This is a genomic window from Sinorhizobium sp. RAC02 (genome assembly GCF_001713395.1).
In the GTDB taxonomy this organism is placed as follows: Bacteria; Pseudomonadota; Alphaproteobacteria; order Rhizobiales; family Rhizobiaceae; genus Shinella.
Map to the genome: position 1 here is coordinate 1,421,779 of NZ_CP016450.1, position 23,612 is coordinate 1,445,390.

At 62.6% G+C, this 23,612-nt stretch carries 27 protein-coding genes; 16 read left to right on the forward strand and 11 right to left on the reverse strand.

What is annotated here, in order from left to right:
* The first annotated feature begins 82 nt into the window (after nt 1-82).
* Nucleotides 83-325: a hypothetical protein gene (locus BSY16_RS06775; RefSeq protein ID WP_069058958.1), complete on the forward strand. Its 243-nt coding sequence runs from the start codon at nt 83-85 to the stop codon at nt 323-325.
* Nucleotides 326-410: 85 nt separating this feature from the next.
* On the opposite strand, the gene BSY16_RS06780 is transcribed toward BSY16_RS06775, so the two are convergent.
* On the reverse strand, nt 411-1,214 hold the full coding sequence (locus BSY16_RS06780) for a DUF2189 domain-containing protein (protein WP_069061419.1): 804 nt from the start codon (nt 1,212-1,214) through the stop codon (nt 411-413).
* Nucleotides 1,215-1,381: 167 nt separating this feature from the next.
* On the opposite strand from BSY16_RS06780, the gene BSY16_RS06785 reads away from it, so the two are divergent.
* Together BSY16_RS06785 and BSY16_RS06790 are read left to right on the forward strand one after the other, a co-directional pair.
* Complete coding sequence (locus BSY16_RS06785) at nt 1,382-1,942, forward strand: RBBP9/YdeN family alpha/beta hydrolase (protein ID WP_069058959.1); 561 nt, start codon at nt 1,382-1,384, stop codon at nt 1,940-1,942.
* Nucleotides 1,943-2,027: 85 nt separating this feature from the next.
* Nucleotides 2,028-4,616: a sensor domain-containing protein gene (locus BSY16_RS06790; RefSeq protein ID WP_069058960.1), complete on the forward strand. Its 2,589-nt coding sequence runs from the start codon at nt 2,028-2,030 to the stop codon at nt 4,614-4,616.
* Nucleotides 4,617-4,675: 59 nt separating this feature from the next.
* Here BSY16_RS06790 and BSY16_RS06795 read toward each other — a convergent pair whose 3' ends face one another.
* A complete protein-coding gene (locus BSY16_RS06795) occupies nt 4,676-4,996 on the reverse strand; it encodes a DUF1476 domain-containing protein (RefSeq protein ID WP_069058961.1) in 321 nt (106 codons plus the stop codon).
* Between the two features lie 227 nt (nt 4,997-5,223).
* Here BSY16_RS06795 and purC point away from each other — a divergent pair, with 227 nt between their 5' ends.
* The 5 genes from purC to BSY16_RS06820 are packed head-to-tail and all read left to right on the forward strand — an operon-like array spanning nt 5,224 to nt 7,658.
* A complete protein-coding gene (gene purC, locus BSY16_RS06800; RefSeq protein ID WP_069058962.1) occupies nt 5,224-5,988 on the forward strand; it encodes a phosphoribosylaminoimidazolesuccinocarboxamide synthase in 765 nt (254 codons plus the stop codon).
* A gap of 44 nt (nt 5,989-6,032) precedes the next feature.
* Complete coding sequence (gene purS, locus BSY16_RS06805; protein WP_069058963.1) at nt 6,033-6,275, forward strand: phosphoribosylformylglycinamidine synthase subunit PurS; 243 nt, start codon at nt 6,033-6,035, stop codon at nt 6,273-6,275.
* A 17-nt stretch (nt 6,276-6,292) separates the two neighbouring features.
* Nucleotides 6,293-6,550 (forward strand): hypothetical protein, encoded by a 258-nt coding sequence (locus BSY16_RS06810; protein WP_069061420.1) that lies wholly within the window; start codon nt 6,293-6,295, stop codon nt 6,548-6,550.
* Entirely contained in the window at nt 6,547-7,218 is a 672-nt protein-coding gene (gene purQ, locus BSY16_RS06815; RefSeq protein WP_069058964.1) for a phosphoribosylformylglycinamidine synthase subunit PurQ, read from the forward strand. Before BSY16_RS06810 ends, purQ begins: the two co-directional genes overlap by 4 nt.
* A gap of 47 nt (nt 7,219-7,265) precedes the next feature.
* A complete protein-coding gene (locus tag BSY16_RS06820; RefSeq protein ID WP_069061421.1) occupies nt 7,266-7,658 on the forward strand; it encodes a hypothetical protein in 393 nt (130 codons plus the stop codon).
* Between the two features lie 3 nt (nt 7,659-7,661).
* On the opposite strand, the gene BSY16_RS06825 is transcribed toward BSY16_RS06820, so the two are convergent.
* Nucleotides 7,662-7,877, reverse strand: a complete 216-nt coding sequence (locus BSY16_RS06825) for a DUF1127 domain-containing protein (RefSeq protein WP_069058965.1) — start codon at nt 7,875-7,877, stop codon at nt 7,662-7,664.
* Nucleotides 7,878-7,971: 94 nt separating this feature from the next.
* Between BSY16_RS06825 and BSY16_RS06830 the strand changes: the two genes are divergently transcribed.
* The 7 genes from BSY16_RS06830 (at nt 7,972) to BSY16_RS06860 (ending at nt 14,484) form a co-directional block, all read left to right on the forward strand.
* The gene (locus BSY16_RS06830; protein ID WP_069058966.1) at nt 7,972-9,390 is read left to right on the forward strand and encodes an aminotransferase-like domain-containing protein; all 1,419 of its coding nucleotides are present in this window, start codon (nt 7,972-7,974) and stop codon (nt 9,388-9,390) included.
* Between the two features lie 102 nt (nt 9,391-9,492).
* On the forward strand, nt 9,493-11,730 hold the full coding sequence (gene purL, locus BSY16_RS06835) for a phosphoribosylformylglycinamidine synthase subunit PurL (RefSeq protein ID WP_069058967.1): 2,238 nt from the start codon (nt 9,493-9,495) through the stop codon (nt 11,728-11,730).
* Nucleotides 11,731-11,749: 19 nt separating this feature from the next.
* Nucleotides 11,750-11,983, forward strand: coding sequence for a BolA/IbaG family iron-sulfur metabolism protein (locus BSY16_RS06840; RefSeq protein WP_069058968.1), 234 nt, complete (start codon nt 11,750-11,752; stop codon nt 11,981-11,983).
* A 6-nt stretch (nt 11,984-11,989) separates the two neighbouring features.
* Nucleotides 11,990-12,253: a hypothetical protein gene (locus BSY16_RS06845; RefSeq protein WP_069058969.1), complete on the forward strand. Its 264-nt coding sequence runs from the start codon at nt 11,990-11,992 to the stop codon at nt 12,251-12,253.
* Nucleotides 12,254-12,393: 140 nt separating this feature from the next.
* Nucleotides 12,394-12,699 carry a hypothetical protein gene (locus BSY16_RS06850; protein ID WP_150129892.1) on the forward strand — a complete coding sequence of 102 codons (306 nt, stop codon included), beginning with the start codon at nt 12,394-12,396 and terminating at the stop codon, nt 12,697-12,699.
* Nucleotides 12,700-12,817: 118 nt separating this feature from the next.
* Nucleotides 12,818-13,153 carry a Grx4 family monothiol glutaredoxin gene (grxD, locus tag BSY16_RS06855; RefSeq protein WP_069058971.1) on the forward strand — a complete coding sequence of 112 codons (336 nt, stop codon included), beginning with the start codon at nt 12,818-12,820 and terminating at the stop codon, nt 13,151-13,153.
* Between the two features lie 125 nt (nt 13,154-13,278).
* Complete coding sequence (locus BSY16_RS06860; protein ID WP_069058972.1) at nt 13,279-14,484, forward strand: multidrug effflux MFS transporter; 1,206 nt, start codon at nt 13,279-13,281, stop codon at nt 14,482-14,484.
* Nucleotides 14,485-14,662: 178 nt separating this feature from the next.
* Here BSY16_RS06860 and BSY16_RS06865 read toward each other — a convergent pair whose 3' ends face one another.
* The 8 genes from BSY16_RS06865 to BSY16_RS06900 all read right to left on the reverse strand — a co-directional run bounded on the left by BSY16_RS06865 (nt 14,663) and on the right by BSY16_RS06900 (nt 22,103).
* Nucleotides 14,663-15,487 (reverse strand): inositol monophosphatase family protein, encoded by an 825-nt coding sequence (locus BSY16_RS06865; protein ID WP_069058973.1) that lies wholly within the window; start codon nt 15,485-15,487, stop codon nt 14,663-14,665.
* Nucleotides 15,471-16,343 carry a tRNA 2-thiocytidine(32) synthetase TtcA gene (gene ttcA, locus BSY16_RS06870; RefSeq protein WP_069061422.1) on the reverse strand — a complete coding sequence of 291 codons (873 nt, stop codon included), beginning with the start codon at nt 16,341-16,343 and terminating at the stop codon, nt 15,471-15,473. Before ttcA ends, BSY16_RS06865 begins: the two co-directional genes overlap by 17 nt.
* Before the next feature lie 43 nt (nt 16,344-16,386).
* Nucleotides 16,387-17,313 (reverse strand): glutaminase, encoded by a 927-nt coding sequence (locus BSY16_RS06875; RefSeq protein ID WP_069058974.1) that lies wholly within the window; start codon nt 17,311-17,313, stop codon nt 16,387-16,389.
* A gap of 71 nt (nt 17,314-17,384) precedes the next feature.
* On the reverse strand, nt 17,385-18,002 hold the full coding sequence (rpsD, locus tag BSY16_RS06880; RefSeq protein WP_069058975.1) for a 30S ribosomal protein S4: 618 nt from the start codon (nt 18,000-18,002) through the stop codon (nt 17,385-17,387).
* 222 nt (nt 18,003-18,224) lie between these two features.
* Nucleotides 18,225-19,736 (reverse strand): ATP-binding protein, encoded by a 1,512-nt coding sequence (locus BSY16_RS06885; RefSeq protein WP_069058976.1) that lies wholly within the window; start codon nt 19,734-19,736, stop codon nt 18,225-18,227.
* A gap of 120 nt (nt 19,737-19,856) precedes the next feature.
* The gene (gene murI, locus BSY16_RS06890; RefSeq protein ID WP_069058977.1) at nt 19,857-20,618 is read right to left on the reverse strand and encodes a glutamate racemase; all 762 of its coding nucleotides are present in this window, start codon (nt 20,616-20,618) and stop codon (nt 19,857-19,859) included.
* Nucleotides 20,619-20,634: 16 nt separating this feature from the next.
* A complete protein-coding gene (locus BSY16_RS06895; protein ID WP_069061423.1) occupies nt 20,635-21,468 on the reverse strand; it encodes an RNA methyltransferase in 834 nt (277 codons plus the stop codon).
* A gap of 68 nt (nt 21,469-21,536) precedes the next feature.
* A complete protein-coding gene (locus BSY16_RS06900) occupies nt 21,537-22,103 on the reverse strand; it encodes a hypothetical protein (RefSeq protein WP_150129893.1) in 567 nt (188 codons plus the stop codon).
* A 216-nt stretch (nt 22,104-22,319) separates the two neighbouring features.
* Between BSY16_RS06900 and BSY16_RS06905 the strand changes: the two genes are divergently transcribed.
* Nucleotides 22,320-23,534, forward strand: a complete 1,215-nt coding sequence (locus BSY16_RS06905) for an NADP-dependent isocitrate dehydrogenase (RefSeq protein WP_069058979.1) — start codon at nt 22,320-22,322, stop codon at nt 23,532-23,534.
* Nucleotides 23,535-23,612 lie beyond the last annotated feature (78 nt).

Sequence of the window (23,612 nt, forward strand, 5' to 3'; positions counted from 1 at the left end):
CGGCGAAGTCTCTTCGCCGGCCCACGCCTCTGTATTAGACTTCCCTCGCGTGCAATGCCGCACGCGCCATTGGGAGCTGATCATGAGGTTTCTTGCTATCGCACTGCTTGCCGCAGCGTCTCTTGCCGGATCCGCGCAGGCGCAGACGCCGCAATCCATCCTCGAATTGCTGAAAATCGGCTACGACATCATCAACGTGTCGCCGATCGCCGAAAGCTATGTCGTCTTCCTGGAAAAGGATGATGACGACAGCATCGTCATCTGCCAGATGGGCTTCAAGGACGACGCCTTCTCCACGGACAAATGTTATCCGCTGACGAAGTAACAGCGATGGCGCCCAAGGCGCCATCGCTCCCCTCTGACAGGCGGTTTCACGCCCTCCTCCTGGCGGGTTCCGCCTGCAAAACCGTTTACGGCCGCTCGTCGACGACGATCTTGCGATAGAGATGCCAGGTCGCATGGCCGAGGATCGGCATGATCACGGCAAGGCCGACAAAGAGCGGGATGGTGCCGGCAATCAGCAGTGCGGCGACGATCAGGCCCCAGGCGGCAATCGGCATCGGATTCATCAGCGTGGCGCGCAACGACGTTTCCATCGCGGCGACTGCTCCGACATCGCGATCCAGCATCAGCGGAAAGGCGATGACCGTCGTGGCGAGCACGACCAATGCAAAGCAGAAGCCGATCGCGTTGCCCGCCAGCATGAGCAGCAACCCGTTTTCCGAACTGAAGATCGAGGCCATGAACAGGGCCAGCGATTGCGGCGGCTCCGGCCCGAACAGGTTGGTATAGAGCAGTTGCGCAAAGACCAGCCAGGCGATGAAAAGCACAAACAGCAAGGCGCCGACGGCGAGAATGGACGGAAGTGCCGGCGAATGGCGGACTTCAAGCGCATGACGCCAGGAGGTGTCCATGCCAAGTTCGCGCCGGCGGCTGATCTCGTAGAGGCCGAGGGCGAAGAACGGTCCGAGCAGTGCAAAGCCGGCGATCAGCGGAAAGATCAGCGGCAGCAGGTTGGCGCCGGAACTCCAGGTGACGAGCACCACGCCGCAAATCGGATAGATCAGGCTTAGAAAGACATAGTGCGACGGTTTCGCGCGAAAATCCTCGAAACCGAGCGCCAGTGCGTCCCAGACATCGGACAACGTGATCCGCCGGATCGCCGGTCGCGTTACCATGTCGTCGGAACCTGCCATCACATGAAAAGTCGTCATGACCATTTCTCCTGCCGGTCTGGAACCGTCACGGCCTGCGTGTGGAGGGCAATTGTCCGCCACCACGAAGGACCGTGATTGGCATTGAAGACGACGCAGCATACACCCGCGTACTGATTTGTCCCAGCCTCTTGACTTCAGCACTTCGTGAACGCACATGCCGGCGCATGAAAGCGTCAGAAGCAGAAATCCTCATCGTTCCCGGCTACACCAACTCCGGGCCCGACCACTGGCAGAGCCGCTGGCAGTCCAGGCTCGGCTCGGCGCGCCGCGTCGAGCAGGCGGAATGGGCAAAGCCCGTGCGCGAAGACTGGGTAAAACGGGTGATCGAGGAAGTGGCGGCCGCAACGAAGCCGGTCGTGCTCGTCGCGCATTCGCTGGGTGTCGCGACCGCGATCCATGCCGCGCCCCATCTCGGCAACAAGGTCGCCGGCGCCTTCCTCGTCGCGCCGCCGGATGTTGCCAACCCGGAAATCCGCCCCAAGCACCTGATGACCTTCGGCCCCTATCCGCGCGAGCCGCTGCCGTTCCCCTCCCTCGTCGTGGCGAGCCGCAACGATCCGTTTGGGACCTATGAGCATGCCGACGACATCGCGGCCGCCTGGGGCTCGCTGCTGCTCGACGCGGGCGAAGCCGGGCACATCAACACCGAGTCCGGGCATGGCCCCTGGCCGGAAGGCACGATGGTGTTCGCGCAGTTCCTCAGCCGCCTGAAGGCGCCCGAGTAGGCCTTTCCGGCTTTTGTTATTAAGAAGAACTTCATAGAAATCCTGCACGCTGCGGCTGTTGAGTTCATTGCAGGCGCCGCGTTTCATGGCCAAACCGTCCGGTTCGACCTTCACTGCCGTGCGAGAAACGGAGAGCGAACCGTTTTATCGTCGGCTTTTCGCGCGTTCCGGCTTTGGTTTCGCCGCTCTGGATGCGGAAGACCGCATCATCGATGCCAATGCGAGCCTGCTCTCCGCCTTCAATGCCACCGCGCTCTCGCAATTGCCGTCCTTCGAGGCATGCGTCTCTCCCAAGGATCGTTCCGTCCTCGCCTTCGCCATGCGACGCGATGCTTTCGAACAGGCCCCCTGGGAAATCCGGCTGAAGCGCCTAGATGGCGAGGAATTCTGGGTGCTCGCCTCCTTCATCGTGCCACCGTGCCTTCCGGGCGAAGACATCACGCCCGCGCTGATCGTTCAGACGATCGATATCGATGAGCGCAAGCGCAACACGCTCGAATTGGCGGAACGCGAAAGCCGCTGGAATCACGCGCTCGAATCCGCCGGCCAGGGTGTATGGGACCACGATTTTGCGCGTGGCGATCTCTTCTATTCCCGCCAGTGGCGCACCATCCGCGGCCTGCAGCCGAACGACCCGATCGATGCGTCGCTGGAAACCTGGATCCAGACCGTGCATCCGGATGACCGGGCACATGTTCTCGCCGAAATCGCCAGGCAGGAAAGCGGTGCAGCCTCCTTCAACGTCTTCAGCTACCGCGAAAGACACAAGGATGGGCACTGGGTCTGGATCGAAAGCCGCGGCGCTGTCGTCGAATACGGCTCCGACGGAAAGCCGAGCCGCATCGCCGGCACCGATACGGATGTCACCGAACGCAAGGAGGCGGAGGAACGCCTCGCCCAGATGTCCCGACGCCTCGAGCTCGCGCTCGGCGTGTCGCGCATCGGTGTGTTCGACGTCAATCTGCGGACCAATGACGTGCGGTGGGACGACCGCATGATCGAGATGTACGGCCTGACCGAAGAGCCCGATGGGGCCAGCTGGGAGCGCGCGCTGCATCCCGAAGACCGGCGCAAGGCGACGGCAAAGGTCGAAGACGGCATCTTCCGCAACCGGGATTTCGCCAACGAATTCCGTATCGTCCGCGGTGACGGCGAAATCCGCCACCTGCGCGGACGCGCTGCGCCCTATGTCGACACGACGGGCGCACCCCGCCTCATCGGCGCGAACTGGGACGTGACGGATGACGTGCGCCTGCAGGAAGAGCTGAAACACGCGAAAGAGCTGGCCGAAGCCCGCAACGACGAGCTGGAAGCCGCCAGGGCACGCATCGAATATATCGCGCTGCACGACCATCTGACTGGCCTGCCGAATCGACGTTATCTGGATGCGGCAATCGAGGAGGCCGCACAGGAGGCACAAAAAACCGGCCAGCGCCTTGCCGTGCTGCACATCGACCTCGATCGTTTCAAGGAGATCAACGACACGCTCGGCCACCTCGCCGGCGACCAGATGCTGGTGCACGCCGCAGGTGTTCTGAACGAGTTGAAAGGCCCCGGTGAATTTGTCGCCCGCATCGGCGGCGACGAATTCGTCTTTCTCTCCACGGGCTCTGCGCGGCGCAATCTCGCAACGCTTGCAGAGGCCATCGTGGCGGCCATGCGCAAGCCGGTTACCTTCAACGGTCATATTTGCCGATTCGGCGCAAGCGTCGGCATTGCCAGCCAATCGGGCAGTGCGGTCGACGCCAAGCAGCTCCTCGTCAATGCCGACCTTGCGCTCTACCGCGCCAAGAATCGCGGCCGCAGCCGGCACGAATTCTTCACCAGCGATTTCCAGGCACAGATCATCGTCAACAAGCAGACCGCCGACGAGATCCTTTCCGGCGTGGAGCAGCGGCGCTTCCTGCCCTATTACCAGCCGCAATTCTGCGCGCGCACGCTGGATATTGTCGGCGTCGAGACTTTGGCGCGCTGGGATCATCCAACGCGCGGCATCCTTGCGCCCGACACGTTTCTCAAGATCGCCGAAGATCTCGATTGCGTGGCGACCATCGACCGGATCGTGCTTGAACGATCGCTCGCCGATTTCGCCGAATGGCAGACGCTCGGGCTTGGCATCGACAAGATTTCGGCCAACGTCTCGTCAAAGCGCCTGCACGACCCCGAGCTTGGTCGTTCGCTGCGCACGCTCGACATCCAGCCGAAATCGCTGTCCTTCGAGCTTCTGGAATCGATCTTCCTCGATGACTGTGACCGCACGGTGCTGGAAAACCTCGCCGAGATGCGCAAGCTCGGCATCGATATCGAGATCGACGACTTCGGCACCGGTCACGCATCGATCATCAGCCTGATGAAGCTGAGCCCACGCCGCCTGAAGATCGATCGCCAGCTTGTGAAGCCCGTCAGCCGCTCGCCCGGCCAACGCAAGCTCATCGGCACCATTATCGAGATCGGCCGGTCCCTGAACATCGAGGTGGTGGCCGAAGGCGTCGAGACGCCCGCCCATGTCGCCATCATGCGCGATCTCGGCTGCGATATCCTGCAAGGCTACGCGCTTGCCCGCCCCATGCCTGCGCATGCCGTGCCGGACTTTGTGCACCGGCAGGAATGGCGCGCGCACGGTGGCGCAGTGCGGGACCTGCAGAACGAAGTGCGCCGGGCCATCAACCGCTAAACTGAAAAAGCCGCCCGGCAGGACCGGACGGCTTTCAAAAGCGAAAAATCTCGCTGCGATCAGTTGGCTTCGAGCTGCGCGATAGCGACGGCAAGAAGTTCCAGCATCTGAACGCGGATCTCGTCTTCGCTGCGGGCAACGCCGGCGGCGTCGAAATCGGCCTTGACCTTGCGCACGACATCCTCGTGGCCGACTTCTTCGAAATCGGCGGCGACGACTTCCTTGGCATAGGCGTCCGCATCACCATCCGTCTTGCCGAGCAGGCCAGCGGCCCAGAGGCCAACCAGCTTGTTGCGGCGAGCCTCGGCCCTGAAGCGCAGTTCCTCGTCGAGAGCGAACTTGGCCTCGAACGCCTTTTCCCGATCCTGCATATTGGTCATCCTTTGACTCCCGTAGATTCTTTTTCCCAGTGGGGTTTTCCAAGCCCATAAATCAAAACGACGGCAAAAGTGCAATGCGAACTTTTGTCCGGCCGGACTTCCCGGAGCGGCCGGAAATCGGGGGATCGGGTGTAACGCCGATTGTTAAAGTGCGGCAATTCGTTTATGGAGCCGGGAACGAACGACACCTGCGCGAGCCCCAAGCGCGCCAACAAAGAGAAAAATCCATGAACCGTCGCCGCCGTATCTACGAGGGCAAGGCCAAGATTCTCTATGAGGGCCCCGAGCCTGGCACACTGATCCAGTTCTTCAAGGACGATGCGACCGCATTCAACAAGAAGAAACATGCGGTCATCGACGGCAAGGGCGTGCTGAACAACCGTATTTCCGAATACGTCTTCACGCAGCTCAACAAGATGGGAATCCCGACCCACTTCATCCGCCGCCTCAACATGCGCGAGCAGCTGATCAAGGAAGTCGAGATCATTCCGCTCGAAGTGGTCGTGCGCAACGTCGCTGCCGGCTCGCTCTCCAAGCGCCTCGGCATCGAGGAAGGCACCGTGCTGCCGCGCTCGATCATCGAATTCTATTTCAAGGCCGATGCGCTCGAAGACCCGATGGTTTCCGAAGAGCACATCACCGCCTTCGGCTGGGCGAGCCCGCAGGAACTCGACGACATCATGGCGCTCGCCATCCGCGTCAACGACTTCCTCTCCGGCCTGTTCCTCGGCGTCGGCATCCAGCTCGTCGATTTCAAGATCGAATGCGGCCGGCTCTATGAAGGCGACATGATGCGTATCATCATCGCCGACGAGATTTCGCCGGACAGCTGCCGCCTGTGGGACATCGCCACCCAGGAGAAGATGGACAAGGACCGCTTCCGCCGCGATATGGGCGGTCTGGTCGAGGCCTATCAGGAAGTTGCCCGCCGCCTTGGCATCATCAACGAGAACGAGCCCGTGCGCGGCACCGGCCCGGTTCTGGTGAAGTAACTCTTCACCGGCCGGCTGACACTATTTGGTTTGAAGAGGAAGACATGATCAAGGCACGCGTAACGGTGACGCTCAAGAACGGTGTTCTGGACCCGCAGGGCAAGGCGATCGAAGGCGCGCTCGGCAGCCTCGGCTTCGAGGGCGTCGGCGCCATCCGCCAGGGCAAGGTTTTCGACCTCGAGCTTCAGACCGCCGACCGCGCGAAGGCGGAAGCCGACCTCAAGGCGATGTGCGACAAGCTTCTCGCCAACACGGTAATCGAGAACTATACTATCGCCCTCTCTTAATGGTTGAGGAGGCGGCGATGGCCACGGTTGATGCTGATCCTGTCTATGAAATACTGAAGCGTATTCAGACGGACATTGCCCTGTTGAAGGAAGGTCAACGCGACCTACGTCAGGACAACCTCTCCATACGCAACCAGATTCACAGCATGCAGGGCGACATCAACAGCCTTCGCGGGGCCTTCGCTCAAATGGACCAGCGTCTCGACCGTATCGAAAACCGCCTCGAATTGCGTGAACTCGCCGAGGCCCAGGCAAGGTTTGAACCACACCCATGAAGTCTGCCGTCGTCCAGCTCCCCGGCCTCAACCGTGACCGCGACATGATCGCGGCCCTGACCAAGATTTCCGGTACCGCACCGGTCACCGTCTGGCAGACGGAAACGGATCTGCCGGATGTCGACCTCATCGTCATCCCGGGCGGTTTCTCGTACGGCGATTACCTGCGTTGCGGCGCGATTGCCGCGCGCATGCCGGTCATGCAGGCGATCAAGGCCAAGGCCGAAGCCGGCGTGAAGGTTCTGGGTGTGTGCAACGGCTTCCAGATCCTGCTCGAAGCGGGCCTGCTGCCGGGCGCGCTGATGCGCAATGCCTCGCTGAAATTCGTCTGCCGCGAAGTGAAGCTGGAAGTGGCCAATGCCGAGACCGACTTCACCCGCGCCTATGACAAGGGCCAGATCATCCGCTGCCCGGTCGCCCATCACGACGGCAACTTCTTTGCCGATGCCGAGACGCTGGCCGCCATCGAAGGCAACGGCCAGGTCGTGTTCCGCTACGCGGACGGCACCAACCCGAACGGCTCGCTCAACGACATTGCCGGCGTGATGAACGCCAAGGGCAACGTGCTGGGCCTGATGCCGCATCCGGAAAACCTCATCGAGGCCGCGCATGGCGGTTCCGATGGTCGCGGCCTGTTCGCGTCGGTGCTCGACGTAATCGCCGCTTAACCAGCCGTTGCTATCAAGGGCGCATGTCCATCCCCGAAAGGCTTTTCATGCGCCCTCTCCTCTCCGCCAAGCTTGTCCTGCCGCTCATTGCCGTTGCGGCTCTGGCGGCCTGCCAGACGAAGACACCGGCGCCGAAGGCCAATGGCGCGGCGCTGCCGACCATGGAGCGCATCGCGCTCGGCGCAAATGCCTGCTGGTTCAAATCGGGTGACCCGGCCTTCAAGGCCTACCGCCTGGCACCGGAGCTGAACTCCTTCTCCGGCCGCCCGCGCATTCTCGTCGTGCATCGCAATTCGCCCGAATCGCGCCCGCTGCTCGTCGTGCACGCGGAGGGCAATCCGGCAAGACTCGAAGCCTTCGGTCCGTTGATGAGCGAAGCCGTCAGCGCGCGCATCGCGACCGACGTCAAGCGTTGGGCCGCCGGCGGCAAGGGCTGCTGAGCCTCAATCCCAGTAGAACGATTTCCGGACTTCCCGCTGCGCTTCGCTGCGGGTTATGCCGATATCGCACAATTGCTCCTCGGTCATTTCCACCAGCGCATGGCGCGTGCGGCGCCTGATGGCCCAGGCATGGCAGACAAGCCATGCCCGATAGAGCGTTGCGCCTAGGGAGCGGCCACTTCTGACGTCGCTCGTGACGAAAATTGTATCAATTGCCATGGTGCTTTCTCCTGAAATGCCACTGGGAGCGTGACAATCGGTGCATTCAGGAAATAATTGACTCTACGAACGGTGCAATATAAGAATTGCCACCATGACAAATTGGCTTCCTGATCTTCAGGCCTCCGATGGCCCGCTTTATGTCCGCATCGCCGACCAGATCGAGCGCGCGATCAACACCGGTGCGCTCGCCTCCGGAGCCAAGCTGCCGCCCCAGCGCAACCTCGCCTATGATATCGGCGTCACCATCGGCACCGTCAGCCGCGCCTACAGCATGGTTCGAGAGCGCGGCCTCGTCAGCGGCGAAGTCGGCCGCGGCACCTATGTGCTTGGAACGCCGGAAAACGATAACCCCGCTGGCATCGATCCGATCAGTGCCAGACTGGTCGGCACCCGCGCGGCGAATGCACCGCCCGGCAAGCTGCGCTTCGATACAACGGCGGCAACCGATATCGGGCAATCCGTCGCCGTCACCGACATTCTCGCGGCGATTTGCCGGGAGCAGCCGAACGAGATCGCCAGCTACACGCGCAATTTCCCGCGCCATTGGTTGGAAGCGGGCCAGCGCTGGCTGGGAAGCGGTAGCTGGCAACCGAGCATCGACAGCATCGTACCCACCCTCGGCGCACATGCGGCCATTGTCGCCGCCGTTTCCGTCATCACCTCGCCCGGCGACCGCATCGTCTTCGAACACGTCACCTATTCGCAGATCAGCCGCGGTACCGCGCTGCTCGGCCGCCAGACGGCACTGGTCGAGTCCGATGCCTATGGCGTGATTCCCGAGGATTTCGAGCGCGTCTGCGTGCAGCAGCACCCCAAGGCCGCCTTCCTGATGAGCACGGCGCAGAACCCGACGCTTGCCATCATGCCGGAGGATCGCCGCCGTGCCATTGTCGCCATCGCCAAGCGGCACAATGTCTGGCTGATAGAGGACAATCTCTACGGCGCCACCGTGGACAGCGGCATTCCCCTGCTCGCCGAGATCGCGCCGGACCGGACTTTTCTCGTCGGCGGCCTGTCGAAGAGCGTTGCGGCCGGCGTTCGTGGCGGCTGGGTCGCCTGCCCGCCCCATCTGGCGCAACGCGTGCGCATCGCCCACAAGATGGTGAGCGGCGGCCTGCCGTTCCTGCTTGCCGAACTCGCCGCTCGCCTTGTGCTCTCAGGCAAGGCGGACGCCATTCGCAATGCGGTTGCGGACGAGGTGCAGGCGCGCGAAGCGATTGTGCGAGACATTTTTGCCGGGCTGGATTTCGTCTCGCACCCGCGCGTACCGTTCCTCTGGCTGAAACTGCCAGACCCCTGGCTCTCCGGCACGTTCCGGCAGGCCGCCTTCGCGGAAGATATCCTCATCGATGACGAGGACGAGTTCAAGGCGGGCCGCTCGGAGAAGACCTTCCACCGGGTGCGCATCGGCTTTTCGCCGCCTGTCGACCGCGCGGATGTCGTGACCGGCCTGGCGCGGCTGCGCCGCCTGCTCGAACACGGCCCGACGGGCTATGACAGCCCGGCCTGAAGCCCCGCTCTGCTGTGGTTTCCGGTCATTTTCCTGTCGCACTGCACGGCAGCATAGGTTAAAGAGACCCCAATCCTGCCCTCCACGACAAGACGAGCGACGATGACCATTTCGAACACCCGCCCGATCACCCCGGAGCTGATTGCTGCCCATGGGCTCAAGCCGGATGAATACGATCGCATCCTCTCGCTGATCGGCCGCGAGCCGACCTATACCGAGCTCGGCATCTTCTCGGCCATGTGGAACGAGCACTGCTCGTACAAGTCCTCCAAGCGCTGGCTGCGCACGCTGCCGACCAAGGGTCCGCGCGTCATCCAGGGTCCGGGCGAAAATGCCGGCGTGGTGGACATCGACGACGGCGACTGCGTGGTCTTCAAGATGGAGAGCCACAACCACCCGTCCTATATCGAGCCCTACCAGGGTGCGGCGACGGGCGTCGGCGGCATCCTGCGCGACGTCTTCACCATGGGTGCGCGCCCGGTCGCGGCGATGAACGCGCTGCGCTTCGGGGAGCCTGATCATCCGAAGACCCGCCACCTCGTCTCCGGCGTCGTCGCCGGTGTCGGCGGCTACGGCAATTCCTTCGGCGTGCCGACCGTTGGCGGCGAAGTCGAGTTCGACCCGCGCTACAATGGCAACATCCTCGTCAACGCCTTTGCAGCCGGTCTTGCCAAGTCCAACGCGATCTTCCTGTCGGAAGCCAAGGGCGTCGGCCTGCCGGTCGTCTATCTCGGCGCCAAGACCGGCCGCGACGGTGTGGGCGGCGCGACCATGGCGTCCGCCGAATTCGACGAATCGATCGAGGAGAAGCGTCCGACCGTACAGGTCGGCGACCCCTTCACCGAAAAGTGCCTGCTGGAAGCCTGCCTTGAACTGATGCAGACCGGCGCCGTCATCGCCATCCAGGACATGGGTGCGGCCGGCCTCACCTGCTCCGCCGTCGAAATGGGCGCCAAGGGCGACCTCGGCATCGAGCTGAACCTCGATCTCGTTCCGGTGCGCGAAGAACAGATGACCGCCTATGAGATGATGCTGTCGGAAAGCCAGGAGCGCATGCTCATGGTGCTCGAGCCCGCCAAGGAAGAGGTCGCCAAGGCGATCTTCGTCAAGTGGGGCCTCGCCTTCGCGATCGTCGGCTACACGACGGACGACCTGCGTTTCCGCATCCTGCATCAGGGCGAAGAAGTCGCAAACCTGCCGATCAAGGACCTGGGCGACCAGGCACCGGAGTATGACCGCCCGTGGCGCGAGCCCGGCAAGTCCGCCCCTCTCCCGGCCAATCTGGTGGCAGAGCCGAGCGATTATGCCCAGGCCGTGCTGGAACTCGTCGGTTCGCCGAACCAGTCGAGCCGCCGCTGGGTCTATGAACAGTATGACACGCTGATCCAGGGCAACTCGCTGCAGATCCCCGGCGGCGATGCCGGCGTCGTGCGCGTCGAGGGTCATGCTACCAAGGCGCTCGCCTTCTCCTCCGATGTCACCCCGCGTTATGTCGAGGCCGACCCGTTCGAAGGCGGTAAGCAGGCTGTCGCCGAATGCTGGCGCAACATCACGGCGACCGGCGCCGAGCCGCTTGCCTCCACCGACAACCTGAACTTCGGCAATCCGGAAAAGCCGGAAATCATGGGCCAGTTCGTCAAGGCGATCCAGGGCATCGGCGAAGCCTGCCGCGCGCTCGATTTTCCGATCGTCTCCGGCAACGTCTCGCTCTACAACGAGACGAACGGCATCGCGATCCTGCCGACGCCCACCATCGCCGGCGTCGGCCTGCTGCCCGACTGGTCCGTGATGGCCAAGATCGGCGGCGCGAAGGACGGCGACCAGCTGATCCTCATCGGCGTCGACGGCAGCCATCTCGGCCAGTCCGTCTACCTGCGCGACGTGCTCGGCCTCATCGACGGCCCGGCGCCGGAAGTCGACCTGCACGCGGAACGCCGCAATGGCGATTTCGTCCGCTCGGCCATCCGCAACAGCCAGGTCACGGCCTGCCATGACATTTCCTCGGGCGGCCTCGCGGTTGCCCTTGCCGAAATGGCCATGTCGTCCGGCAAGGGCGCGACGGTCGATCTTTCGGGCTCGAACGGCCCGGCCCATGCGCTGCTTTTCGGCGAAGATCAGGCCCGCTACGTGCTGGCCGTTCCCGCCGATCTCGCCAACTTCCTCTGCGCCAACGCGGAAGGTGCGGGCGTGCCGTTCCGCCGTCTTGGTACGGTCGGGGGTGACAATCTCGTCGTGGGTGACCTTCTGACGGTCTCTATTGAACAATTGCGCAACACCCATGAATCATGGTTCCCTGACTTCATGGATGGCAACGGCACCGCCGCTGCCGCCGCGGAATAACGATAAGGGAGCAGTCCGTATGCCTATGTCACCCGGCGACATCGAAGACCTGATCAAATCCGGCATTCCCGGAGCAAAGGTGGTCATCCGCGATCTGGCCGGCGATGGCGACCACTATGCGGCCGAGGTCGTCGCGGAAGCCTTCCGCGGCAAGACCCGCGTGCAGCAGCACCAGATGGTCTATGATGCACTGAAGGGCAATATGGGGGGTGTCCTGCACGCCCTTGCCCTTCAAACCTCGATCCCGGACTGAGCCGCCATGGCCGGTCTCCTCGACGAACTCGTCTCTGGCGTGGTCGACGCAGCCCTGAAAGAGGTGCTGAAGAAGACCGGTGTGCGCAAGACAACGGCCAAGCGCACGCGCCGCAGGACAACGACGCGCAAGAAGGCCTCCGGCGGCATCCTCGGCGATATCCTTGAAGCGGCGCTGAAGCCGGCGACAAAAAAGCCGGCCCGGCGGCCACGCAAGCAGGTCAGCCGCCGACGCACGGCGGCAAGCCGCTCGCGCCAGCGCAGCCGGTAGATTTCTGCACTGTGAAATTGGATAGACAAGCTCCTGACGCAGGGAAGGAAAGCAGTACTCGGCGTTCGCAGCCGAGACTGTCCCTTGTAGTCGGTGGTTACATTGCCGCAGTCATTAGCGCCTCCCTTGCCGTGGTAACATTGCTCTCCATTCTCAAAGGTGTGGATGGGTTCGTTTCTCTTGTTTTCCTTTTTGGGTGCGCGGTCACGTTTGCCTGCGCCCTCCCCGGTTTCGTCGTGACCGTCCTGATCGCCCGTGCTTTTGGTTTGCAAGGATGGCGCTTCTTTACCATTGCGGGTGGTCTGGACGCCGTTTTGTCCATGGCAATTTTCGATGGCAACATGCTGAGCCCTGACGAATTCTTCTTTGCCGTCATCGCAAGCGGTATGGCCGGTGGTGCCACCTACTGGTTGCTTGCCTATCATCGGCGTCGTGCTGCGACCTGAAGCACACACCCCGGCATTTTTTCTGAGGGCCTTCTGGCATTTCTCACCCGGGGTTGTTATCTAGGGCGAACGGTTTATCGCATCGGCCCTTGAAGCCGATTTGCTAGGGAAGACTGCAATGAGCGGCATCAACGATTTCATCGCCAACGAAGTAAAGACCAACGACGTCGTCCTGTTCCTCAAGGGCACGCCGGAATTCCCGCAGTGTGGGTTCTCGGGTCAGGTCGTACAGATCCTCGATTATGTGGGTGTGGACTATAAGGGCATCAACGTGCTCGCCGACGCCGACATCCGCCAGGGCATCAAGGATTATTCCAACTGGCCGACCATCCCGCAGCTTTATGTGAAGGGTGAATTCGTCGGCGGTTGCGACATCGTGCGCGAGATGTTCCAGTCGGGCGAATTGCAGTCGCACCTTCAGGAACAGGGTATTTCGATTAAGGGCGCTGCCTGACGCTTTACGGTCTTCCGACCTCAAGCTTTTCAAAGGCGCCGCACCCCAGCGGCGCCTTATCTCTTTCATGGAATATAGTTATTATGTCTGCACTTACCCCTGAAGCTGCCCAGCGTCTCAATGGCATGGGCAAGATAGAATTCATTGCGCTCATGGCGTTGCTGATGGCGCTCAATGCGCTCGCCATCGACATCATGCTGCCCGGCCTCCAGGAAATCGGCGCCAGCCTTGGCGTCGAGAACGAGAACCACCGGCAATATGTCATCTCCGCCTACCTGATCGGCTTTGCCTTCGCGCAGCTACTCTACGGCCCGGTTTCCGACCGGTTCGGTCGTCGTGCGCCGATGTTTTTCGGCCTCGCCGTCTATATCGTGTCATCGCTTGCCGTCGTCTTCGTGCCGAGCTTCGCTGGACTGCTGGCCTTGCGGTTCGTCCAGGGCATCGGCTCGGCTGCGATGCGCGTCATCACCATCTCCATCGTCCGTGATATTTTCGGCGGTCGCGCGATGGCGGAAGTCATGTCGTTGATCATGATGGTGTTCATGGTCGTGCCGGTGCTCGCGCCGGGCACGGGCCAGATCGTCATGCTGTTCGGTGACTGGCACCTGATCTTCGTCTTCATGGCGGTCATGGCCGCTGCCATCTGGGCCTGGATGTATGTCCGCCTGCCGGAAACCCTGCACCCGGACGACGTGCGCCCCTTCACGGTGCGCTCGGTTCTCGAAGGCTTCCGCATCGTTCTGACCGACCGCGTGGCGCTCTGCTACACCTTGGCGAGCACCTTCATCTTCGGGGCGCTGTTCGGCTTCATCAACTCGGCGCAGCAGATCTATGTCGGCATCTATGGGCTCGGCGTATGGTTCCCCGTCGCCTTCGCCGGTGTCGCGGCCTTCATGGCGCTGTCGTCCTTCGTGAATGCGAAGCTCGTCGGCCGGTTCGGCATGCGGCGGCTGTCGCATGGGGCGCTGGTCGGCTTCCTCGCCGTCAACGCATTGTGGCTCGTGCTGACGCTCCTCTGGCCGGGACATGTGCCCTTCGCGATCTTCATCGTGCTGTTCGCATTGTCGATGTTCCAGTTCGGCTGGATCGGCTCGAACTTCAACTCGCTCGCCATGGAGCCGCTCGGCCACGTCGCCGGCACGGCCTCCTCGGTGCTCGGCTTCATGGGCACCGCCGGCGGCACGATCATCGGTGCGATCATCGGCCAGTCCTTCAACGGCACGGCGCTGCCGCTGGTCATGGGCTTCTTCGTACTCTCGATCATCGGCCTGATCTTCGTGCTGATCGCCGAACGCGGAAAGCTGTTCCAGCCGCATAACAAGGCGGTCTGACGGCAGCACCGGACGCTTCCGTCGACATGGTCGGGCTTGACCCGACCATCCATGCCGCGTTTGCCGGTGGATCCTCGGGTCAAGCCCGAGGATGACGAGAGGAGGCGTAAGTGTTCCTAAACAAAAAGGCCCGGATGCATCCGCATCCGGGCCTTTTCTCATTGGTGATCGAAAAGTGTCAGTCGACAAAGACGTCGCGGCGCAGCATTTCCCAGCTGTCCTTGTCCGGCGCGACCAGCAGGCCACCCTCGACATGGTGCGGCTTGTAGGCGGAGCCGTCGAAACGCGCCGCATAAGCGCCGGCTTCCTGGGCGATCAGCGTGCCGGCCAGGTGATCCCATGGCATCAGCTTGTTGTACATCAGGTAGTGCAGGTGGCCACCGGCGAAGGTGCGGTATTCGTGGGCTGCGCAACGGTAGTTCGACACGAAGGCGACCTGCGCGAGGTTCGCCAGGATGCGGGCGCGGCGATCGCGATCGAGGAAGCTGGTGGAGGCCATGCCGGTCATCGCTTCGAGCGGGGCTGCACCGCGCGCCTTCAGCCTGACGGCCGGCCGGTGATCGCCGGTCTGCCAGGCGCCGCCACCCTTTTCCGCCATCACGAAATCGTCGCCCATCGGATCATAGATGATGCCGCCGACCGTCTCGCCGCCGGAAACGATCGCCGCCATCACGCCGAACAGCGGCACGCCGGAGGCGAAGTTGAAGGTGCCGTCGATCGGATCGACGACGATAGCGAGATCGGCATCCGCCAGCTTCGGCAGCAGCGCCGGATCGGCCGCGACCGATTCCTCGCCGACGAACAGCACGCCCGGGAACTGCGCCGCCACTTCCTTCTTGATGAAACGTTCCGCCGCCTCGTCTGCTTCCGTCACCAGGTCGTTGGCGTCGGCCTTGGTGCGGATGTCGCTTTTGGCGAGTGCGCGAAAGCGCGGGCGGATTTCGGCTTCGGCCGCCTGTGCAAGCACAAGCGCCAGGGCATTGATGTCAATCGTCGTCGTCATTGGGCCTTACCGTTTCGAGGGAGGAGAAATCGAAAAGCTTCGGGTCGAGAAGATGGGACGGATTGGTGTGGCCGAGCGCGCGCAACATGGTGTCCTTGCGGCCCGGCATGCGCGTTTCGATATCCGCCAGCATCGCCTTCATCGCATTGCGCTGGAGGCCGTCCTGCGAGCCGCAGAGGTCGCAGGGGATGATCGGGAATTGCATGGCGCTGGCGAATTTTGCGAGATCGTCTTCCGCCGCATAGGCAAGCGGACGCAGCACCATCAGGTCGCCTTCGTCATTCAGCAGCTTCGGCGGCATGGCGGCCAGCCGCCCGCCATGGAAGAAGTTCATGAAGAAGGTTTCCAGAATATCCTCCCGGTGGTGGCCGAGCACCAGCGCATCACAGCCCTCCTCCCGGGCGATGCGGTAGAGATTGCCGCGCCGCAGCCGCGAGCACAGCGAACAATAGGTCGCCCCCGCCGGCACCTTCTCCTTCACGATGGAATAGGTGTCTCGGTATTCGACGCGGTGTTTGATGCCGATCGATTTCAGGTATTCCGGCAGGATGTGCTTTGGAAAATTCGGCTGGCCCTGGTCGAGATTGCAGGCAATCAGTTCGACCGGCAGCAGGCCGCGCCATTGCAGGTCCATCAAAAGCGCAAGCAGGCCGTAGCTGTCCTTGCCGCCGGAGACGCCGACGAGCCAGCGCTTCTGGCCCTTCAGCATGGCGAAATCGTCCATCGCCTGCCGCACCTGCCGGAGCAGGCGCTTGCGTAGCTTGTTGAACGACACGCTGGAGGGTGCATCCGCAAAGAGCGGATGACGACCATCGTCCGGTGTGTCGTCGTCGGGTTCAGCGATTGCCAGGGTCATCGGTGCCGTCATGGGCCTGCAATGCCCCGAACCGGCCGCACAATCAAGCCCCGAAGACCGACCATCCGGTGCGCGCCGCCAGCATTTCCAGCGCCAGCGAACCGAGAAGCGAGTTGCCGTTGTCGTTGAGGCCCGGCGACCAGACCGCGACCGAGGCTTTTCCGGGCGCCACGGCCAGAATGCCGCCGCCCACGCCGCTCTTGCCCGGCAGGCCGACGCGGTAGGCAAAATCGCCCGATCCGTCATAGTGGCCGCAGGTCAGCATCAGCGCGTTGATACGCCGCGCCCGCATATGCGAGACGACGCGGTGGCCGGTCAGCGGATTGGTGCCGCTATTGGCGAGGAACAGCCCCGCCTTGGCAAGCTGCCGGCAGCTCATCGCCAGCGCGCATTGATGGAAATAGACGCCAAGCACCAGCTCGGCCGCGTGATCGAGCTTGCCGAAGGAGCGCATGAAATTGGCGAGTGCGAAATTGCGGAAGCCCGTCGCCTGCTCGGAGCGCGCCACGGCCTGGTCGATGATGATATCGTCTTCGTCCGCCAGGTAGCGCAGGAAGCGTACGATCTCGCCGATCGCCTCCTTCGGGGTGTGGCCGGCGAGCACGAGGTCGGTGATGGCGATCGCGCCGGCATTGATGAAGGGATTGCGCGGAATGCCGCCTTCCTGCTCGAGCTGGACGATGGAGTTGAACGCCGAGCCGGACGGCTCGCGTCCCACACGTTTCCAGATCGCCTCGCCGTGTTTGCCGAGCGCCAGCGTGAGCGTGAAGACCTTCGAGATGCTCTGGATGGAAAAGGCTTCTTCCGCGTCGCCGACGAGGTGCACGTCACCATCGACCGTCACTACCGCCATGCCGAATTTTTGGGGATCGACATGGGCAAGCTGCGGAATGTAGTTCGCCACCCTACCCTCGCCGCGCCGCGGTGAAAGGTTTGCGTGGATGTCTTCGATGATGGCCTGAAGATCCATAAGCAGTTCCCCAAAGAAAAAGCCGCCAATCTCTTGGCGGCTTTTCCAGATTGCGCAAGGCGTCGTCGCGATTAACGCGAGTAGAATTCGACGACCAGGTGCGGTTCCATGACGACGGCGTACGGCACGTCGGAGAGAACCGGGATGCGAACGAAGGTGGCGACCATCTTGTTATGATCGACTTCGATGTAGTCCGGAACGTCGCGTTCGGCGAGGCCAACGGATTCAAGAACCGTGACGAGCTGCTTGGACTTTTCCTTGACTTCGATGACGTCGCCCGGCTTGCAACGGTAGGAACCGATGTTGACGCGGACGCCGTTGACCTTGACGTGGCCGTGGTTGACGAACTGACGGGCAGCGAAGACCGTCGGAACGAACTTGGCGCGGTAGACGATCGCGTCGAGGCGCGATTCGAGCAGACCGATCAGGTTTTCCGGGGTGTCGCCCTTGCGGCGCTCGGCTTCAGCGAAGATCGCGCGGAACTGCTTCTCGCGGATATCGCCATAGTAGCCCTTCAGCTTCTGCTTGGCGCGGAGCTGAACACCGAAGTCCGAAAGCTTGGACTTGCGGCGCTGGCCGTGCTGGCCGGGGCCGTATTCGCGGCGGTTGACCGGGGACTTCGGACGGCCCCAGATGTTTTCGCCCATACGGCGGTCGATTTTGTACTTGGATGCAGCGCGCTTGCTCATCGCATTTCCTCTTAGTCTTGTTATACCCGCCCGTTGCCGGGCCGGCTGAAGGAAACACGCCCTCCTCTGAACCTTTTCGAGGTTCCGACAGGTTTCTCACGATCGCGATCGGAGAATCCACGGGACATGTCAAATGAAACACCGGACATTTCTGCCCGGCGTTGGCGGGGTCATTAGGCGGGTTTCATGAAATTGTCAACGCGCGGAGCCGGGAAAAACCGCCTATTCCGCAGCATCCTGGTGGGAATCAACGAGATCCGGCCCATTGGCGTCACCCGGCAGCGTCTCGCAGGCGAGATCCGGGAAGGCGACGATTCGGTGGCCGGCGAGATCGCTGTGCACGACGACCAGCCCCTGTTCCTCGAAATAGCCGAGCAGGCGCCGCGCGCGACGGGCGGAATGGGTACCGTAGGCGCGCGCGATCCGCGCATCCGACGGGCAGGCAAGGCCGCGCACGGCCGTCTGCGCGACGAGCAGGAAGACGCCCTGCAAATCCTCGGAGACGCTGCGGGAAAGATCGAGCGCCTTGCCCCAGATCTCCGTTGCCGCCGTCTCGGCATCGACGCCGGAGCGCGCGACCGCCATCTTGCGACGGAAGGCCGGAAGCGACAGCGGCGCGCCGGGCACGCGACGGATGCGGCAGCGCACGAGGAAATCCTGGAACAGTTCGGCATCCGCACGGAAAGCCGCATCGGGATTGCCGAGGATTTCGGCGAGCACCTGGTCGAGCAGGCCGTCGCGCTCTTCGGCGGAAATCTCCGGCGCCGGGACTTTCGTTTCCGTCTGCACCGGCTCCGGCCGGGCGCGGGAGAGTTCAGCGAGGATATCCGTCGTCGGGCGCGGCGCGGGTGGCGCACGGCGCACCAGCGGGCGGGAAAACTCTTCGGGGTCAGGCGTGAAGATCAGATCTTCGACATCGGGCAGTGCATCCGGCAACGGCATCAGCTTGGGGCTGGTCGAGCGGGCGGAGGTCTCGACGGCACCGATCGTCACCGGCAACGGACGGCGCGACAGCGCCGGGCCGAGCGCCACGAAGGCGCCACGCGGAAGGTCGCGGAACATTTCCGCCTGCCGGCGATCAAGCCCGAGCAAGTCGGCGGCGCGCGCCATGTCGATATCGAGAAAGGTGCGGCCCATCAGGAAGTTCGAGGCTTCCGCCGCGACGTTCTTGGCAAGCTTTGCCAGACGCTGCGTGGCGATGACGCCGGCAAGACCGCGTTTTCGGCCGCGGCACATCAGGTTGGTCATCGCGCCGAGCGAGAGCTTTCGTGCTTCTTCAGAAACTTCGCCGCCGGAGGCTGGCGCAAAAAGCTGCGCCTCGTCGACGACGACGAGCACCGGATACCAGAAATCCCGGTCCGCATCGAACAGCGCATTGAGGAAGATGCCGGCGGCGCGCATCTGCTCGTCGGCTTCGAGGCCTTCGAGTGAAAGCACGCAGGAAACGCGGTGCTGACGAATGCGGTTGGCAATACCGACGAGTTCGGCTTCCGTGCGCTCGCCATCGACGACCACATGGCCGAATCGGTCGGACAGCGTCACGAAGTCACCCTCGGGATCGATGATGACCTGTTGCACCCATTGCGCGGATTGTTCGAGCAGGCGCCGCAAAAGATGCGACTTTCCCGAGCCCGAATTGCCCTGCACCAGCAGGCGCGTCGCCAGCAGTTCCTCGATATCGAGCTTGGCCGGTGCGCCGCCCTGCACCGTTCCCATGTCGATGCCGACCTTCATGCCGTTCCTCGTTCCTGAAATTTGTGATTCGTCCGGCCGCCACCGGGCAACCGGAGAGCCCTAACACGAAATCCGCGCCCGTCACGACCCGCTTTGGAAAAACCCACAGGGAAAGCCGCGTCAAACGACGCGCAGGCCAAAGCCCTGCATCAGGCGCCGCGTCGAAAAATCCGGGTTGCGCGAGGTGAAGACGGCGATGTCCTCGCCGGGCGCAAGCGTCTCCAGCGGCGGCACGAGCCGGCGGGCCTGGCGGGCGATGGCCTCTGCCGGGTCGAGCCAATCGACCGGCCATGGCGCGAGTTTGCGAAAGAGGTTCGCCATGAAAGGATAATGCGTGCAGGCGAGCACGACGATATCCGTCTTGCGGCCATTCTCATCGGCAAAGCAAGGGATGATCTCGGCACGCACCGCCTCATCCGACAGCGTTTCGCCGCGGATATAGGCTTCGGCCATCGGCGCAAGGCGCTCCGAGCCGACGAGCCGCACGTCGCACTGGCTGGCGAAGGACTGGATGAGATCGCGCGTATAGGCGCGTTTGACCGTGCCGGGCGTCGCGAGCACGGAGACGAGGCCGGAGCGCGTGCGTTCTGCGGCGGGCTTGATGGCGGGAACGGTGCCGACGAAGGGCATGTGCGGAAAGGCGGCGCGCAGGTCTGCACCGACCAGCGTGAACGCCGTGTTGCAGGCGATGACGCAGATTTCCGGGTCATGCTCGGCAAGCAGTTTCCGGAAGAGTTCGATGACATGTGCCTTCAGCGCCGGCTCTTCCCAGGGGCCGTAGGGAAATGCGGCATCATCGGCGACATAGATGAAATGTCGCTCTGGCATCAGCACGCGGGCTTCGCGCAGCACGGTGAGGCCACCGATGCCGCTGTCGAACATGAGAACCGGTTTTGCGCTATTGTTCGTCACGAGGCACCTTGGGCCGGCGGTTGCGGGTGCGGTTCGGATCGACCGCGCCGCGGGGCGATTCGCGGGTGAAACGATCGAGGCAGGAAATGATGCCGCGCAAAACCTGGATCTCCGTGCCGGTAAAGGAGGGACGCGTCAGAATGGCGCGCAGGTTCTCCACCAGTTTGGGCTTTTTTTCGGCAGGGCGAAAATAACCACGCGCATCGAGCGTCTCTTCCACATGGTCGAAAAGGCCTTGCAGTTCTTCCTTCTTGGCCGGCCGCTGCGACAACGCGTGGAACGGCGTGCTCTCGACGGAGGCTAGGCCGCTTTTCATCCACTCGTAGCTCATGAGAAGAACGGCTTGGGCTAGGTTCAAGGAGGCGAAGGCGGGGTTGACCGGGAAGGTCACCAATTCGTCGGCGAGCGCGATTTCCTCGTTGGTGAGGCCGGTGCGTTCGCGACCGAAGAGGATGCCGGTTTTTTCGCCCGCGCGGAAACGCACGCGCAGGTCATCGGCGGCAACGACCGGCGAACGGACTTCCTTGTAGCCGTAGCGATCGCGCGCCGTCGTGGCATAGACGAATTCGAGGTCGGCGACGGCTTCTTCCAACGACGGATAGACCTTTGCCGCCTCGATGACATGATCGGCCTTGCTGGCGGCGGAGATTGCCTTCTCGCTCGGCCAGCCATCGCGCGGATTGACGAGGCGCAGTTCCGCCAGGCCGAAATTCGCCATGGCGCGCGCCACCATGCCGATATTCTCGCCGAGTTGCGGATGAACGAGGATGATCGCCGGTCCTTCGGCGATCAGCGTGCGTTCGCTGTTCGTGCCTGCCATGCTCATAATTCCCTAGAAAGAAGGGGCCTCACTGGCATAAACGGCCGAAAATGAAAAGCGGAAGTCACTTATTCCGGCGATTCCGCAGCACTGCCGTTTCCACCATTGGCGCCTTCCTGCGCGATCTCCAGCAGTTCCTTCTTCAAGGAAGCACCGTCCGGGCGCTCGATATCGTCGATCACCGCGCGGCCATCTTCCTCAACCAGCTTGAAGACGAGTTTTTCCGGCTGCCAGTCGGTGGCGCGCTCGCCAAAACAATGGCTGTTGTCGAAGGTCACGGTGACGTCTTCCGCGCCTGCCGCCGGCTGGCCTTCGGTGGTCGTCACGTCCTTCAGCGCGCAGCCGTCCTGGCCGCCGATGATCGGGTCATAATCGAACGGCGAACCGCCATCCTCATAGGCCGGGTATTTTGCCGCCTCGCGGTACTTCGCCACGAAATCCTTGCTGTAGAGGCGCTTTAGAAAATCCTCGCTGAAATAGTCGGTATAGGGCGGCGGCGTATCGGTGTCGGTGCCCATGTCCTGCCAGTTGGCGGTGGCCGCGGACAGGATTTCCACGACCGGCGCCTTGAAATCGGCGGCCTGAACCGAAACCGGAAGCAGAAGGGCGAGCGCAACGAGACCGAAACGCGACATGGCATTCTCCATTGGATGACGACAGGTCCGGACGGGCCTGCGAGCGGACCTTCCTGCAACGCAATTTTGGCGAAACTTATTCTTCCGCAGTGCGAAAATAAACCGCCTCCGCCTATGGTTGGCTTTGCCTTCCGGGTCGTGAGTGCTATAGGGCCAAACGGTTCTTTCAAGTCCACGATCCGGGGCGCCCAGCCCCTACAAAACACGAGGCTCTCCATGGCAAAGATCAAGGTCGCCAACCCCGTCGTCGAACTCGACGGCGACGAGATGACGCGCATCATCTGGCAGTTCATCAAGGACAAGCTGATCCATCCCTACCTGGACGTCGACCTCGAATATTACGACCTCGGCATGGAAAACCGCGACGCCACCGACGACCAGGTGACGATCGACGCCGCCAACGCCATCAAGAAGCACGGCGTCGGCGTCAAGTGCGCCACCATCACGCCGGATGAAGCCCGCGTCGAGGAATTCAAGCTGAAGAAGATGTGGAAGTCGCCGAACGGCACGATCCGCAACATCCTCGGCGGAGTCATCTTCCGCGAGCCGATCATCTGCAAGAACGTGCCGCGCCTCGTTCCCGGCTGGACCAAGCCGATCATCGTCGGCCGCCACGCCTTCGGCGACCAGTACCGCGCCACCGACTTCAAGTTCCCCGGCAAGGGCAAGCTGACGATGAAGTTCGTCGGCGAGGACGGCAAGGAAATCGAATACGACGTGTTCGACGCCCCGTCCGCCGGTGTCGCCATGGGCATGTACAACCTCGACGATTCGATCACCGAATTCGCCCGCGCCTCGCTGAACTACGGCCTGCAGCGCAAGGTGCCGGTGTACCTGTCGACCAAGAACACCATCCTGAAAGTCTATGACGGCCGCTTCAAGGACATCTTCCAGCAGGTCTTCGACGCCGAATTCGCCGACAAGTTCAAGGAAGCCAAGATCTGGTACGAACACCGCCTGATCGACGACATGGTCGCTTCGGCGCTGAAGTGGTCCGGCGGCTACGTCTGGGCCTGCAAGAACTATGACGGCGACGTGCAGTCCGACATCGTGGCGCAGGGCTTCGGCTCGCTCGGCCTGATGACCTCGGTTCTGATGACGCCGGATGGCCAGACGGTGGAAGCCGAAGCCGCGCACGGCACGGTGACGCGCCACTACCGCCAGCACCAGAAGGGCGAGGAAACCTCGACCAACTCGATCGCCTCGATCTTCGCCTGGACGCGTGGCCTTGCCCACCGCGCCAAGCTGGACGGCAACACGGAACTCGCCAAGTTCTCCGACACGCTGGAGCGCGTCTGCGTCGAAACCGTCGAATCCGGCTTCATGACCAAGGACCTGGCTTTGCTCATCGGTCCCGACCAGCCGTGGCTCTCCACCACCGGCTTCCTCGACAAGATCGACGAAAACCTCAAGAAGGCCATGGCGGCCTAAGCCACAAAAACCCTTGGAAAGCCCGGCCTTCGCGCCGGGCTTTTTCTTTGTCGTACTCTTGCGGCACTGGCGCCCTGC

Excerpts from the sequence above, each read along its gene's own strand:
- ttcA (WP_069061422.1), bottom strand. The coding sequence starts at position 16,343 with ATGACCCTGGCAATCGCTGAACCCGACGACGACACACCGGACGATGGT.
- BSY16_RS06795 (WP_069058961.1), bottom strand. The coding sequence starts at position 4,996 with ATGACCAATATGCAGGATCGGGAAAAGGCGTTCGAGGCCAAGTTCGCT.
- rpsD (WP_069058975.1), bottom strand. The coding sequence starts at position 18,002 with ATGAGCAAGCGCGCTGCATCCAAGTACAAAATCGACCGCCGTATGGGC.
- BSY16_RS06775 (WP_069058958.1), top strand. The coding sequence starts at position 83 with ATGAGGTTTCTTGCTATCGCACTGCTTGCCGCAGCGTCTCTTGCCGGA.
- BSY16_RS06865 (WP_069058973.1), bottom strand. The coding sequence starts at position 15,487 with ATGACGACGACGATTGACATCAATGCCCTGGCGCTTGTGCTTGCACAG.
- BSY16_RS06885 (WP_069058976.1), bottom strand. The coding sequence starts at position 19,736 with ATGAAGGTCGGCATCGACATGGGAACGGTGCAGGGCGGCGCACCGGCC.
- murI (WP_069058977.1), bottom strand. The coding sequence starts at position 20,618 with ATGTTCGACAGCGGCATCGGTGGCCTCACCGTGCTGCGCGAAGCCCGC.
- BSY16_RS06785 (WP_069058959.1), top strand. The coding sequence starts at position 1,382 with ATGAAAGCGTCAGAAGCAGAAATCCTCATCGTTCCCGGCTACACCAAC.
- BSY16_RS06860 (WP_069058972.1), top strand. The coding sequence starts at position 13,279 with ATGGGCAAGATAGAATTCATTGCGCTCATGGCGTTGCTGATGGCGCTC.
- BSY16_RS06780 (WP_069061419.1), bottom strand. The coding sequence starts at position 1,214 with ATGACGACTTTTCATGTGATGGCAGGTTCCGACGACATGGTAACGCGA.
- grxD (WP_069058971.1), top strand. The coding sequence starts at position 12,818 with ATGAGCGGCATCAACGATTTCATCGCCAACGAAGTAAAGACCAACGAC.
- BSY16_RS06905 (WP_069058979.1), top strand. The coding sequence starts at position 22,320 with ATGGCAAAGATCAAGGTCGCCAACCCCGTCGTCGAACTCGACGGCGAC.
- BSY16_RS06845 (WP_069058969.1), top strand. The coding sequence starts at position 11,990 with ATGGCCGGTCTCCTCGACGAACTCGTCTCTGGCGTGGTCGACGCAGCC.
- purC (WP_069058962.1), top strand. The coding sequence starts at position 5,224 with ATGAACCGTCGCCGCCGTATCTACGAGGGCAAGGCCAAGATTCTCTAT.
- BSY16_RS06900 (WP_150129893.1), bottom strand. The coding sequence starts at position 22,103 with ATGTCGCGTTTCGGTCTCGTTGCGCTCGCCCTTCTGCTTCCGGTTTCG.
- BSY16_RS06875 (WP_069058974.1), bottom strand. The coding sequence starts at position 17,313 with ATGGATCTTCAGGCCATCATCGAAGACATCCACGCAAACCTTTCACCG.
- BSY16_RS06840 (WP_069058968.1), top strand. The coding sequence starts at position 11,750 with ATGCCTATGTCACCCGGCGACATCGAAGACCTGATCAAATCCGGCATT.
- purQ (WP_069058964.1), top strand. The coding sequence starts at position 6,547 with ATGAAGTCTGCCGTCGTCCAGCTCCCCGGCCTCAACCGTGACCGCGAC.
- BSY16_RS06830 (WP_069058966.1), top strand. The coding sequence starts at position 7,972 with ATGACAAATTGGCTTCCTGATCTTCAGGCCTCCGATGGCCCGCTTTAT.
- purL (WP_069058967.1), top strand. The coding sequence starts at position 9,493 with ATGACCATTTCGAACACCCGCCCGATCACCCCGGAGCTGATTGCTGCC.
- BSY16_RS06820 (WP_069061421.1), top strand. The coding sequence starts at position 7,266 with ATGCGCCCTCTCCTCTCCGCCAAGCTTGTCCTGCCGCTCATTGCCGTT.
- BSY16_RS06895 (WP_069061423.1), bottom strand. The coding sequence starts at position 21,468 with ATGGCAGGCACGAACAGCGAACGCACGCTGATCGCCGAAGGACCGGCG.
- BSY16_RS06825 (WP_069058965.1), bottom strand. The coding sequence starts at position 7,877 with ATGGCAATTGATACAATTTTCGTCACGAGCGACGTCAGAAGTGGCCGC.
- BSY16_RS06810 (WP_069061420.1), top strand. The coding sequence starts at position 6,293 with ATGGCCACGGTTGATGCTGATCCTGTCTATGAAATACTGAAGCGTATT.
- purS (WP_069058963.1), top strand. The coding sequence starts at position 6,033 with ATGATCAAGGCACGCGTAACGGTGACGCTCAAGAACGGTGTTCTGGAC.
- BSY16_RS06790 (WP_069058960.1), top strand. The coding sequence starts at position 2,028 with ATGGCCAAACCGTCCGGTTCGACCTTCACTGCCGTGCGAGAAACGGAG.